The sequence below is a fragment of the Pseudomonas koreensis genome (assembly GCF_012986595.1).
In the GTDB taxonomy this organism is placed as follows: Bacteria; Pseudomonadota; Gammaproteobacteria; order Pseudomonadales; family Pseudomonadaceae; genus Aquipseudomonas; species Aquipseudomonas koreensis.
The window spans coordinates 604,334-616,696 of sequence record NZ_JAAQYM010000003.1 but is presented as its reverse complement, the minus strand read 5'-3'; the positions used below and the strand labels follow the sequence as shown (position 1 = coordinate 616,696).

Here is a 12,363-nt window from a genome sequence, read left to right as displayed (position 1 = left end):
GAGGATGTAAAAAATGACTATCAAATCCGCTGCTGCTGGTGCCGCTCTCGCTTTGGCCGCCGCCACAATGTTTGCCGGTGTCGCCACCAACGCCATGGCGGCCGATGCCCAGGTTCACTGCTACGGCGTCAACGCCTGCAAAGGCCAGAACGACTGCAAGACCAAGGACCACGCGTGCAAAGGCATGGGCTCCTGCAAAGGCCAGGGCTTCAAGGCCATGACTCAGTCGGCTTGTGAAAAAGCCGGTGGCAAGGTCGGCGAGTAAGCCACCTGTGAGTGCTGCCGCAGCGGGTGATGCCGCTGCGGCCACTTTGCAAAGGAGTCCTGGCATGTCAGCTTCTGTTCCTTTCCTGGGTTATGGCCTGGGTTTGCGCAGCGCCTATTACCAACAGATCCTCGAACAGTCGCCAGACGTGGACTGGTTCGAAGTGGTCTCGGAAAATTTCATGGTGCAGGGCGGCAAAGCCTTGTACTTCCTCGACGCCATCGCCGAACGCTACCCGGTAGTGATGCATGGCGTGTCCCTGTCCATCGGTGGGCCGCATGTCCTCGATGCGGACTATCTCAAACAGCTCAAGCAACTGGCCGAACGGGTCAAACCGGCGTGGATCTCCGATCACCTGTGCTGGAGCCGTGGCAACGCCCATCAGCTGCATGATCTGTTGCCGCTTCCGTACACCGAAGAAAGCCTTGCCTACATCGCCGGGCGCGTGGCGCAGGTGCAGGACGTTTTGCAGCGGCCATTGGTGCTGGAGAACGTGTCCAGTTACGTGCGCGCCGCCACCGATGACTTCACTGAGTGGGAATTTCTCCAGGCCCTGAGTCACGTCAGCGGCTGCGAATTGCTGCTGGACGTGAATAACGTCTACGTCAGCTCACGCAATCATGGCTTCGATCCGTGGACGTTCATTCAGAGCTTGCCCAAGGACAAGGTGCGCCAACTGCATCTGGCCGGGCATAGCGACTACGGTGACTACGTCATCGACACCCACGATCATCCGGTGAGCGATCCGGTCTGGGCGCTTTATCAACGCACGCTGAAACACTTCGGGCCGGTGGCCACGCTGCTGGAACGCGATGATCATTTCCCGCCGTTCGCAGAGCTGCTCGACGAACTGCACAGGGCCCGCGAACTGGGCGACCACGTTTTGGCCGGGAGACAGCAATGCGCCTGAACGAATGGCAATTGGCATTTGAGGCGTTTCTGCTGGAGGAGTCGATGGCAGCGTCTCCATCCTTGAGTGCCAGTCTGATTGGCGGCCCGACGCTGGACGTGGACACGGGGCTGGCGATCTATCACAACGCCTACAAGGCGCGTTTGCTGGAGGTGCTGCGCAATGACTTCACGGCCATCCATCATTGGCTGGGGGACGAAGAGTTCGACGCGCTCGCGGGGGCGTACATCCGTCAGCACCCATCGAAGCACTACAGCCTGCGCTGGCTCGGCCAGGGCTTCGAGACATTTATCCGCGAGCACTTGGTGCCGGAGCAAAGTGCCGCGTTGAGTGAACTGGCCACCCTTGAGTGGGCGTTTACCCTGGCGTTTGATGCGCCGCCCGGTGCGCCGTTGACGATTGAGGCGATGGCGGCGTTTTCTCCACAGGAATGGCCCGTTCTTAAGGTCAAACCGACGCCGTCGCTGCAGTGGCTTGAGCAGCGATTCAACAGTCTGGCCCTGTGGCGCTCGCTCAAGGAGGCAACGGATTTTCCGCACAGCGAGACACTTGAAGTCCCGCAGGTATGCCTGATCTGGCGCAGTGATCTGCTGTGCAACTACCGAAGTCTGGAGCCGGCTGAGGCCAACGCGCTGCACGGCCTGTTGATTGAAGGCTGGAATTTCGCCGAACTGTGCGCCGAGTTAACAGTCATCTATGGTGAGGGCGCGCCACTTCAGGCTGTAACCTGGTTAAAGCAGTGGGTGCATGACGGCATGCTGGAGCGTCTGGAACGATAGTCTCGGCCAATCAAATCGATAGCCTGCTATTTTTCAAGGATGGTCTACCCTCAGATCTGACGTCTGAAACAAGGGGGGATATTCCATGCTCGCGCAACTTCCACCGGCCTTACAGAATCTGCAGCTTCCGCTGCGCTTGCGACTCTGGGACGGCCATGAGTTCAATCTCGGGCCGGCGCCCAGTGTCACCATCGTGGTCAAGGACCCGACGATGGTCAGCCAGTTCACCCATCCAAGCCTTGACGCGCTGGGGGCGGCGTTTGTCGAGGGCAAGCTGGAACTGGAGGGCTCGATCAGCGAGGTCATCCGGGTCTGCGACGAATTGAGCAGTGCCTTGCTCGATGAAGATGAAGACACCCAGCCAGTGCGTGCGGTACACGACAAGGAAACCGACGCCAAAGCCATTTCCTACCACTACGACCTGTCCAACGCGTTCTACCAGCTGTGGCTGGACAGCGACATGGCGTATTCCTGCGCGTATTTCGAAACCGGCAGCGAAACCCTGGAACAGGCGCAACAAGCCAAATTCCGCCACTTGTGTCGCAAGCTGCGCCTGCAACCGGGCGACTATCTGCTGGATGTCGGCTGTGGTTGGGGGGGACTGGCGCGTTTTGCCGCGCGGGAATTCGGCGCCAAGGTGTTCGGTATCACCCTGAGCAAGGAACAACTGGAACTGGCCCGGGAGCGGGTCAAGGCCGAAGGCCTGGAAGACCAGGTCGAACTGCAGCTGCTCGACTATCGCGATCTGCCGCAGGACGGGCGCTTCGACAAGGTGGTCAGCGTTGGCATGTTTGAGCACGTCGGCCACGCCAACCTCGCCGAGTACTGCAAAGTCCTGTTCGGTGCGGTGAAGGAGGGCGGTCTGGTGATGAATCACGGCATCACCGCCAAACACACCGATGGCCGTCCGGTGGGGCGTGGTGCTGGCGATTTCATCGAGAAATACGTATTTCCCAACGGTGAGCTGCCACACCTGGCGATGATCTCGGCCGAGATCAGCGAAGCAGGGTTGGAGATTGTCGACGTCGAAAGCCTGCGCCTGCATTACGCGCGCACGCTGGACCACTGGAGCGAGCGACTGGAGGACAACCTCGAAGCTGCCGCTAAGTTGGTGCCCGATCAGGCGTTGCGTATCTGGCGGCTGTATCTGGCCGGGTGTGCCTATGCGTTCGCCCGTGGCTGGATCAACCTGCACCAGATTCTGGCGGTGAAGGCGCATCCCGATGGCAGCCATGAACTGCCCTGGACTCGCGAAGATATCTACCACCCTTGAGGCTCGAACCCATCCCCTTGCGATGGGGGATGGGCCGTCTACAGAATCGGCGAAATAAGCCGGGCGATTCGCATACCGAGCTGTTGCAGGCGGTGGATCTCCCGGCTTTCTTCTTTGGCGACTTCGTAAGCCTGTTCGAAGTCCTCGTTGAGCATGTGTTCCACGTGGGCGGCGAACTCGCTGTCGACGGTCAGCAGCATCACTTCGAAATTCAGCCGGAACGAGCGGTTGTCCAGATTGGCGCTGCCGATGGCACTGATCTCGCTGTCGATCAACACCACTTTCTGATGCAAGAACCCCGGTTCGTAGCGGAACACTCGTACCCCGGCGCGCACCGCTTCGAACGCGTAGAGGCTGGAGGCGGCGTAGACGATGCGATGATCGGGACGCGAGGGCAGCAGCAGGCGCACATCGACGCCGCGCAGCACCGCCAGGCGCAACGCGGCGAATACTGCCTCATCGGGAATGAAATACGGGCTGGTGATCCACACCCGTTCCGTCGCCGCGTGGATGGCTTCGACGAAGAACAGTGAACAGGTTTCGTAGGCATCCGCCGGGCCGCTCGCCAGCAATTGGCAGAGCACGCCATCTTCCGGGTAGACATCCGGCAGGATCAGCGGTGGCAACGTGCGGGCAGCCCAGAACCAGTCCTCGGCAAACGACTCCTGCATGCAGGCCACCACCGGACCACGCACCTGGACATGGGTATCGCGCCATGGTGCCAGTGGCGGTTTTTCGCCCAGGTATTCATCACCGACGTTGTGCCCGCCGACAAATCCAAGCACACCATCGACCACGACGATTTTGCGGTGATTGCGGAAATTCACCTGGAAGCGATTGAGCCATCCGCCGCGCGTGGCGAAGGCTTTGACCTCGACACCGCCATCGCGCAGCGCCTGTACGTAGCTGTGGGGCAGGGCGTGGCTGCCGATACGGTCGTAGAGCAGATGAATCGCTACGCCTTCGGCAGCTTTTTTCAGCAGCAGATCGCGCAGGCTTTGACCGAGGCGGTCGTCATGGATGATGAAGAACTGAATCAGCACGGCTTCACGCGCCTGCTCGATGGCCTGGAAAATAGCCGCGAAGGTCGCTTGACCATTCACCAGCAATTGCACTTCGTTGTTCGCCAGACACGGCATGCGCCCCAGCTTGGGCATGGCGCGCAGCGAGGCGTAGGCATTCGAAGCGCGGGCGGTGAGGGCTTCTTCGACCCACGGCCGCCAGTTCAATTCGGAAATCGCCTGGCGCATCTGTTCGTTGGCCTGACGCCGCGCCTTGATGTAACCGTCGAACGTGCTGCGGCCAAAGACCAGGTAAGGGATGAGTGTCAGGTAGGGGATGAAAATGAGCGACAATGCCCAGGCGATCGAGCCTTGCGCGGTGCGTACGGTCAGCACCGCGTGGATAGCGGCGATCAAGCCGAGGCTGTGTATCAGGGCAATCAGATAACCGAAAATGTGCGGTCCAAAATAATCCATGGGGCAGCCTTGCTCCTGAAGATTCAATGCGTAACAGACCATGTTCCGGCGCGATTGTCGCTATTTAATTGGCCCATGAACCGAAGCCTTTGGCCGACGTCTAACGGCCACTACTGATCAGGAGTTTTTCGATGAACGTTCGTCTGCTGGGTTTGGCGCTGGGCCTGGGTTTGGCAATGCCGGTGGTTGCGCAGGCGCAAATGCTGCAGCCGGGTTTGTGGGAAATGACTTCGAGCAACGTCAAGGTCGATGACCAGCCGATGGATGTGCAATCGATCCTCGGCCAACTGCAAGGCCAGATGACCCCGCAGCAGCGGGCAGCGCTGGAGAAGAACGGGATCAACATCGGCGGCAAGGGCATCCGTGCCTGCCTGACGCCGCAGCAGGTCGCGACCAACGATATCCCGCTGGCCGATCCGCAATCGGGCTGCAAACAGCAGATCACCGAGCGCACCGGCAACCAGTGGAAATTCCGCTTCAGTTGCCCGAAAGCGCAAGGCACCGGTGTGGCCACCTTCGTCAGTGATCGTGAGTTCACCACTGTAGCCAATGGTACGTTCAATGCCATCGGGATCAACCAGAAAGGCAGCCTGGAAACCCGCGCGGTGTGGTTGGGTCAGGATTGCGGCACGGTTAAGCCAAGAGCTTGAAGCTTCGCGAGCAGGCTCGCTGCCACCGTTGGAATGTATTTCCAATGTGGGGCGAGCCTGCTCGCGAAAGCGTCTTGCTGATCAGCGCATGAACCGCAACGGCAAGCCCTGACACCCCTCATTCACCTGCCCGCCATCCCAGGCAATCTGTCCCGACACCAGTGTCGTATTCACCCGATATCGGAACGTCTTGTGAGCAAACGGCGTCCAGCCGCACTGTGACAGGATCGGTTGCCGAGACACTTCCAGCGCCGCTGGCTCCACCAGCACCAGATCTGCCCAATAGCCTTCACGCAAATAACCCCGATCCGGAATCGCAAACAGATCCGCCACGCGATGGCTGGTCTTCGCCACCAGTGTGGTGATTGGCAGCACGCCATCGGCCACCAGTTCCAACAGCGCTGGCAACGCCTGTTGCACCAGCGGCAAACCGGAGGGCGCCTCGGCATATGGTCGCTGCTTTTCCGCCCAGGTGTGCGGAGCGTGATCGCTGCCGATCACATCCAGTCGATTGCTCAACAAGGCCTGACGGAGCGCGTCCCGGTCGGTCTGGGTCTTGATCGCAGGGTTGCATTTGATCAGGTTGCCGAGGGCTGGATAGTCGCGGTCATCGAACAGCAGATGATGCAGGCAGACTTCGGCCGTGATGTATTTTTGTGCGAGCGGCTTGTCCTCGAACAACGCCAACTCGCGGGCGGTGGTGAGGTGCAAGACATGCAGGCGGGTGCCATGCCGTTTCGCCAGTTCTACGGCCAGTGATGAAGAGCGGTAGCACGCCTCGGCATCGCGCACCAGCGCATGAATATTCGCCGGCAGGTGTTCGCCCAGTTGCTCGCGCAGACGGGCAGCGTTGGCCTCGATGCTCGGCGTGTGTTCGCAATGGGCCAACAGTATCGTCGGCACCTCGGCGAACAGGCGCTCGAGAATCTGCGGATCATCCACCAGCAGGTTGCCGGTGGAGGCGCCCATGAACACTTTGACCCCGGCCACTTCGCAGGGGTTGAGTGCGGCGACGGTGTCGAGGTTGTCCTGACTGACACCGAAGTGGAAACCATAGTTGGCCACGGAGTTGATCGCCGCCCGGCGCTTTTTATCGGCCAGCGCTTCGAGGGTGAGTGTGGCCGGTTGGGTATTGGGCATGTCCATGAAACTGGTGATGCCACCCGCCACCGCCGCTCGAGACTCGGTGTGAATGCTGCCCTTGGCCGGCGCGCCCGGCTCGCGAAAATGCACCTGGTCGTCAATCATGCCCGGCAACAGCCACCGGCCACGGGCGTCGATTTCCACCTGGGCGTTTTCGCCATCGATGCTGCGCGCGATCTTGACGATACGACCGTTGCTGACCAGCAGATCGCCGTCGTACTCGCGCCCTTCGTTGACCAGTCTGGCGTTACGAATCAGCACGCTGCTCATGGTTCAGAACTCGTTCTGCAAGGCTTTGTAGCCGCGCACCAGATCGACATTGGTGCGTGCCACGTCTTCGGAAAACTCCGAAGCACTGACACTCACCGGCGGGAACTGCGAGAGGTCGGTGTTGGGACCGATGCGGGTGGTGGAGGGCACGTAGAACGCGTCCGGCAAATCGCGGCCATCAACCACCGAGTTATGCCGCACCACGCAGCCGTCACCGACCACGCAATTGAACAGCACACTGTTGAAGCCGATAAACACCCGGTCGCCGACCACGCAAGGGCCATGCACGATCGAACGGTGAGCGATCGAGGTGAATTCGCCGATGGTCACGGCGGCGCCGGATTTGGAGTGGATCACCACGCCGTCCTGGATGTTCGAATTGGCGCCGATGGTGATCGGCTCCATAGCACCGGAGGCGTCCACCTCATCCGCGCGAATCACGGCATAGGGACCGACGAACACGTTCTCGCCGATGACCACCTTGCCGCAGATGATCGCGGTTTTATCGACGTAGGCCGACTCGGCAATTTGCGGCAGATCGCCTGAAGGATTCTTGCGGATCATGGTTGGCTCAGCGCGTTGTAAAGGGTGTTGAGGTTGTATTCGAACAGCCCGGCAAAGGTACTGGCCGGACCACTGGCGGCGAGGGCATCGGAGTACAACGTGCCGCCGATGTGCGCGCCGCTCTCATCGGCGATCTGCTTGAGCAGGCGCGCGTCCTTGATGTTTTCCATGAACACCGCTTTGACCTTGGCCTGACGGATCTGCGTGATCAGTGCGGCGACTTCGGCGGCCGAAGGTTCACGCTCGGTGGACAGGCCTTGGGGCGCCATGAAGTCAATGCCGTAGGCCTGACCGAGATAACCAAAGGCATCGTGGCTGGTGACGATCTTGCGATTGCCCGGCGGTAGTGAACCGAGCTTGGCTTTGGCTTCGGCGAGCAGAGCATAGATCTGTTTCAGGTAGACCTGACTGTTGCGTTGGTAGTCGGCCTTGTTCGCCGGGTCGGCAGCAATCAGCGCCTTGGTGATGTTGGCGATGTACAACTCAGTGTTGGCCAGGTTGTGCCAGGCGTGCGGGTCGGGAATGGTTTCGCCGTCTTCATCGAGCGAGCGCGGAATCACACCGTGGCTGGCACTGATGAGTGGAGCCTGGGTGCCGGTGCTGGTCACCAGGCGGTCGAGCCATGGTTCGAAACCAAGGCCGTTCTTGATGATCAACTTGGCCTTGAGCAGTGCTTTGGCATCGTCCGGTGTCGGCTCATAGGTGTGCGCATCGGCGTCCGGGCCGACCATGTTGGTGATCTGGATATGCTCACCGCCGACCTGATGGACCATGTCGGCAAGGATGCTGAAGCTGGTGACCACCGGCAATTTCTCCGCCGCCGACAACGACATCGACAGCAGCAAGCTGAACAGCACGAGTAGAGCGCGCATCGGAAAACACCTCATTGGGATGTGAGCGAAGGTGGGCGGCGCAGCAGACTGTGGACCGGTCCGAACACCACGGACAGCAAGTAGGCGAAACCGGCGACAAGAACGATGGCCGGGCCGCTGGGCAGCGAGTAGTCGAACGACAGCAGCAAGCCGAGCCACACCGACAGGCAGCCGATGAGCGCCGCAATGGCGATCAGCGCCGGCAGACGTCGGCTCCAGAAACGGGCAGCAGCGGCTGGCAACATCATCAGGCCGACCACCATCAATGCACCGATGGCCTGGAAGCCGATCACCAGATTGAGCACCACGAGGGTCAGGAACACGCCGTGCGCGAGAGGGCCGAGACGACTGACGGTTTGCAGGAATAAAGGGTCGAGGGTGTCGAGCAGCAGTGGTTTGTAGATCACCGCCATGGCGATCAGGCTGAAGGCCGAGACCCATAACATGCCGTGAAGGGTCGGGCCGTCGACCGCCAGTGCCGAGCCGAACAACAGGTGCAGCAGGTCGAGGCGTTTGCCGGCGATGCCGAGAATCAGCACGCCGCTGGCGAGAGAGATCGGGTAGATCGCGGCGAGACTGGCGTCTTCGCGCAAGCCTGTTCGCCGGGTGATCCAGGCAGCCAGTCCGGCCATGCTCAGGCCGGCGCCGAGACCTCCGAGGGTTAACGCGGGCAGACTCAGACCGGCAAACCAGAAGCCCAATGCTGCGCCGGGAAGAATGCCGTGGGCGACGGCGTCACCGATCAGGCTCATGCGCCGCAGGATCAGAAACACGCCAAGTGGCGCTGTGCTGCAGGCCAATACCAATCCGCCGAGCAGCGCTCGGCGCATGAACACGAACTCACTGAACGGTTGCCAGAGGTGGGCGACGGTGAGCATCAGGCCACCTGTGTATGGGGCGTTTGCTGGATCAGATCAGCGCTGGCGCCAAACGCGCACTCACGGTCTTTGATCAACAACGTCTGCGGGATGTGTTGGCGGACGGCGGCGAGGTCGTGGCAGACCATCAGCACTGTTCGGCCTTCGGCGTGCCAGGCGTGGATGTGTTGCCACAGTAGTTGCTGGCCCAGCTCATCAAGCGCGGCGTGGGGTTCGTCGAGGAGCAGTAATGGCGCGTCAGCCAGACTCAAACGGGCGAGCAACGCGCGTTGCAGTTCGCCACCGGAGAGGGCCATCAGCGGGCGCTTCTCGAGGCCGCTCAGGTGCCAGTGATCGAGTGCATTGGCGAGGCGTTGCGCGCGCAGTTGTGTCGACAATCTTCGGCCCCAGAAACCGGCGGCCACCAGCTCTTGCAGGCTGATGGGGAACTGCCGGTCGAGGTGTTGCTGTTGCGGCAGGAACGACAGGCCCCCTTGGCGTGGAACCCCTAAGGCAACTTTTCCGGATAACGGTTTCTGCAATCCGGCGATGACTTTCAGCAGGCTGCTTTTACCGCAGCCGTTGGCGCCGATGATGGCGGTCAGGCTGCCGCTGTCCAGCGCGATGGTCAGTGGTGCCGTCAGCGGTTGTCCCGGGGCGCCCCAGCTCAGGGTATGGCAGCGGATCATGCGAGCTCCCGGTGCCAATGACTCTCGGCGACGGCATCGTGGGCGTGCAGGCTTTCGGCGTGAATCACCCGCAGGTGGAATCCGCTGACACCGGGAGAGCGGCGCAGGGCCAGGTTAAGTCGGCGGACGGCATCTTCGCAGAACATCAGATTTTGCCCATTGGCCAGTGCGAAGGCTTGTTCATCGGCGCGCTTCACTGCGGTTTGGACGGCAGTGCCGAGCGCAGCTTCGGCGTCGTTGATGATCACGCTCAGGGGCAGTTCGTCGATGAACTCATCCAGGTGCATGTGCAATTGTGCGGTGCTGCGTTGGCTGTGCGGAGTGGCGACGATGCCGTGACTTGATCCAAGCCAGGCCAGAACCTCGGCGTGCTGCAGTGGTTTGTTGGCAAAGTCATCGATGAATTGCTGCTGGATCAACTGCCGCGCTAATGCCGCTGAACATGGGCAAGTTGAGGAGTAGGGCACTTCGATTTTCAGTTCCACGTGGAACACTTTGTTTTTCAGGCTTGCAGAAATGCTCACTGGATAGCTTTTCCACCCGGCCAGCGGACTGACCAACGCGGGTCTTTTCAGTAGCACTTCGCTATGGATATTCAGGTAGGCATTGCTGGATAAACCATCGTGGCTTTCCAGGAAATCATCCAGTACCTGACGCAAAACCCACGGAGAAAGGTTCTGCTGCTCAAGTGTCGCCAAGGCCAGATACAACCGTGACATGTGAATGCCGCGTGCCTCGCCATCATCGAGACTGACGCCCGCGTCAGCCTTGGCGCTCAGGCGTTGTCCCTCCAATAAAACGGGCAAAGCGATTTCGCGCATTCCCACCCACTCAAGCGGTAGTGCTTGGCGAGCGGCTTGAGCGGCGATATCCGGAAGTGTCAGCGAATTCATGTTCAGGACCATCGTGTTGATTGAATTTAATGTTACATTATAACAATTCAAATCACGATGCCTTTTTCATGAACGGGTCTTCATATGCACAGACGCCACTTGCTCAATTTGTTCCTGGCCAGCGCAGCTTTCGCTTTGCCGTTCAGTGTTTCGGCTACCCAAGTACGTAATGCGCGACTCTGGCGTTCGGATGAAAGGCTGCGATTGGTCTTCGATTTGAGCGGTCCGGTGCGTTACAAAACCTTTGCTCTGAGTGCGCCGGAGCGCTTGATCATTGATCTCTCCGGGGCGAGTTTGAGCGGTAACTTCAGTCAGTTGGTGTTGGCGGATACGGCAATTCGCTCCATCCGCTCCGGACATTTTGGTCAGGGTGATACGCGGATCGTTCTCGATCTGAACAATCCAGTGCTATTGAACAGCTTTTTGTTGGCGCCTCAGGATGGCCAAGGCCACCGCTTGGTGCTGGATCTGGTGAATGCCAAACAGGCCTCAAATACGGCAATGGTTCCACGTGAAACACCTTCTAGTAAGGCTCACGCCAAACGCGACATCGTTGTCGTAGTCGACCCAGGACATGGCGGTAAGGACCCCGGCGCGGTCGGTGCCAAGGGTGAGCGGGAAAAAGATGTGGTGTTGTCCATCGCACGATTGCTCGCCAAACGCCTGAAAAGGGAGAAGGGGTTCGACGTGAAGCTGGTGCGCAACGACGACTTTTTCGTGCCCCTTCGCAAGCGTGTGGATATCGCCCGTCAGCACAAAGCCGACATGTTTATCTCTGTGCATGCCGATGCGGCACCGCGTCTGACGGCGTCAGGCGCATCGGTGTATTGCCTGTCCGAAGGCGGCGCGACGTCAGCGACCGCGCGCTTTATGGCGCAGCGCGAGAACGGCGCGGATCTGCTCGGCGCGACCAGCCTGCTCAATCTCAAGGACAAGGACCCGATGCTCGCCGGCGTGATTCTCGATATGTCGATGAACGCCACCATCGCCGCCAGCCTGCAACTTGGCAGCAACATACTCGGTAGTTTGGAAGGCATTACCACGCTGCATCAGAAGCGCGTGGAGCAGGCGGGATTTGCCGTGTTGAAGTCGCCGGATGTGCCGTCGATTCTGGTGGAAACCGGCTTCATCTCCAATGCACGTGACAGCCAGCGACTGGTCACCGCTCGGCACCAGCAGGCTATCGCCAATGGATTATTTGAAGGATTGCAGCGCTATTTTCAGAAGAATCCGCCGATCGACAGCTATATCGCCTGGCAGCAGGAACAGCAAAAGACACAGGTTTAGCAGCCAGTGATGCGGCTGCAGGTGAACTTCGCACTGCTGCCTCCCGAGCTGGAAAAGCGATTGATCGTCGTCCAGCCGACTCGACGGGTGTAGCCAACCCAGGCTTCACCGTCAGAGGCGATCCCGGTGAAGAATGTCAGTTGGCCGAAACGGCTATTGGTCTGCGCCCAGTAACGTTTGCCATCCTTTTCAAAGCCCCGCAGGTAAATCGTGCTGCCCACGGTGTTCACGCTGTAGGCATTGCCTTGAGCGTCGACGCAGGCCAGCAGATTGGCGCTGCGTGTGCAGTGGGCGAGCGTTGGCGTTTGTCCCCAGGCGTCGGCACCCGAGAGCAATGCAAGGCTCAACAACGAGCATTTAAGGGCAATTTTCATCACGGTTCTCGATGGCTGCATGCATGCAGCTTCCGGCTCTTTATCGGCTTGGGCAAGGG

General features: G+C 60.0%; 14 protein-coding genes. 6 read left to right on the top strand and 8 right to left on the bottom strand.

Annotation, left to right across the window (positions count from 1 at the left end; genetic code table 11):
- Positions 1 to 13 precede the first annotated feature (13 nt).
- The 4 genes from bufA2 to cfaB all read left to right on the top strand — a co-directional run bounded on the left by bufA2 (position 14) and on the right by cfaB (position 3,227).
- Positions 14 to 265, top strand: coding sequence for a BufA2 family periplasmic bufferin-type metallophore (gene bufA2 / locus HBN98_RS12345; protein ID WP_064589899.1), 252 nt, complete (start codon positions 14 to 16; stop codon positions 263 to 265).
- A 64-nt stretch (positions 266 to 329) separates the two neighbouring features.
- Complete coding sequence (bufB, locus tag HBN98_RS12340) at positions 330 to 1,175, top strand: MNIO family bufferin maturase (RefSeq protein ID WP_083367487.1); 846 nt, start codon at positions 330 to 332, stop codon at positions 1,173 to 1,175.
- The gene (locus HBN98_RS12335) at positions 1,166 to 1,954 is read left to right on the top strand and encodes an HvfC/BufC N-terminal domain-containing protein (RefSeq protein ID WP_083367488.1); all 789 of its coding nucleotides are present in this window, start codon (positions 1,166 to 1,168) and stop codon (positions 1,952 to 1,954) included. Before bufB ends, HBN98_RS12335 begins: the two co-directional genes overlap by 10 nt.
- Positions 1,955 to 2,039: 85 nt before the next feature.
- Complete coding sequence (gene cfaB, locus HBN98_RS12330) at positions 2,040 to 3,227, top strand: C17 cyclopropane fatty acid synthase CfaB (RefSeq protein ID WP_083367489.1); 1,188 nt, start codon at positions 2,040 to 2,042, stop codon at positions 3,225 to 3,227.
- Positions 3,228 to 3,265: 38 nt separating this feature from the next.
- On the opposite strand, the gene cls is transcribed toward cfaB, so the two are convergent.
- A complete protein-coding gene (gene cls / locus HBN98_RS12325; protein ID WP_083367490.1) occupies positions 3,266 to 4,705 on the bottom strand; it encodes a cardiolipin synthase in 1,440 nt (479 codons plus the stop codon).
- Positions 4,706 to 4,836: 131 nt separating this feature from the next.
- On the opposite strand from cls, the gene HBN98_RS12320 reads away from it, so the two are divergent.
- Positions 4,837 to 5,355 (top strand): DUF3617 domain-containing protein, encoded by a 519-nt coding sequence (locus HBN98_RS12320; RefSeq protein WP_083367491.1) that lies wholly within the window; start codon positions 4,837 to 4,839, stop codon positions 5,353 to 5,355.
- Between the two features lie 81 nt (positions 5,356 to 5,436).
- Here the strand turns inward: HBN98_RS12320 and HBN98_RS12315 are convergent, their stop codons facing one another.
- The 6 genes from HBN98_RS12315 to folE2 are packed head-to-tail and all read right to left on the bottom strand — an operon-like array spanning position 5,437 to position 10,643.
- Complete coding sequence (locus HBN98_RS12315) at positions 5,437 to 6,768, bottom strand: dihydroorotase (RefSeq protein ID WP_083367492.1); 1,332 nt, start codon at positions 6,766 to 6,768, stop codon at positions 5,437 to 5,439.
- A gap of 3 nt (positions 6,769 to 6,771) precedes the next feature.
- Entirely contained in the window at positions 6,772 to 7,332 is a 561-nt protein-coding gene (locus HBN98_RS12310; RefSeq protein WP_025112617.1) for a gamma carbonic anhydrase family protein, read from the bottom strand.
- Positions 7,329 to 8,204: a metal ABC transporter substrate-binding protein gene (locus HBN98_RS12305; RefSeq protein WP_083367493.1), complete on the bottom strand. Its 876-nt coding sequence runs from the start codon at positions 8,202 to 8,204 to the stop codon at positions 7,329 to 7,331. Before HBN98_RS12305 ends, HBN98_RS12310 begins: the two co-directional genes overlap by 4 nt.
- Before the next feature lie 11 nt (positions 8,205 to 8,215).
- On the bottom strand, positions 8,216 to 9,082 hold the full coding sequence (locus HBN98_RS12300) for a metal ABC transporter permease (protein WP_083367494.1): 867 nt from the start codon (positions 9,080 to 9,082) through the stop codon (positions 8,216 to 8,218).
- A complete protein-coding gene (locus tag HBN98_RS12295; RefSeq protein WP_083367495.1) occupies positions 9,082 to 9,750 on the bottom strand; it encodes a metal ABC transporter ATP-binding protein in 669 nt (222 codons plus the stop codon). The genes HBN98_RS12300 and HBN98_RS12295 overlap by 1 nt, the downstream gene beginning before the upstream one ends.
- The gene (folE2, locus tag HBN98_RS12290; protein ID WP_083367496.1) at positions 9,747 to 10,643 is read right to left on the bottom strand and encodes a GTP cyclohydrolase FolE2; all 897 of its coding nucleotides are present in this window, start codon (positions 10,641 to 10,643) and stop codon (positions 9,747 to 9,749) included. Before folE2 ends, HBN98_RS12295 begins: the two co-directional genes overlap by 4 nt.
- A gap of 84 nt (positions 10,644 to 10,727) precedes the next feature.
- Between folE2 and HBN98_RS12285 the strand changes: the two genes are divergently transcribed.
- On the top strand, positions 10,728 to 11,930 hold the full coding sequence (locus HBN98_RS12285; RefSeq protein ID WP_083367497.1) for an N-acetylmuramoyl-L-alanine amidase: 1,203 nt from the start codon (positions 10,728 to 10,730) through the stop codon (positions 11,928 to 11,930).
- Here the strand turns inward: HBN98_RS12285 and HBN98_RS12280 are convergent.
- Entirely contained in the window at positions 11,927 to 12,304 is a 378-nt protein-coding gene (locus HBN98_RS12280; RefSeq protein WP_083367498.1) for a glutamine synthetase, read from the bottom strand. The genes HBN98_RS12285 and HBN98_RS12280 overlap by 4 nt on opposite strands.
- Between the last annotated feature and the right edge of the window lie 59 nt (positions 12,305 to 12,363).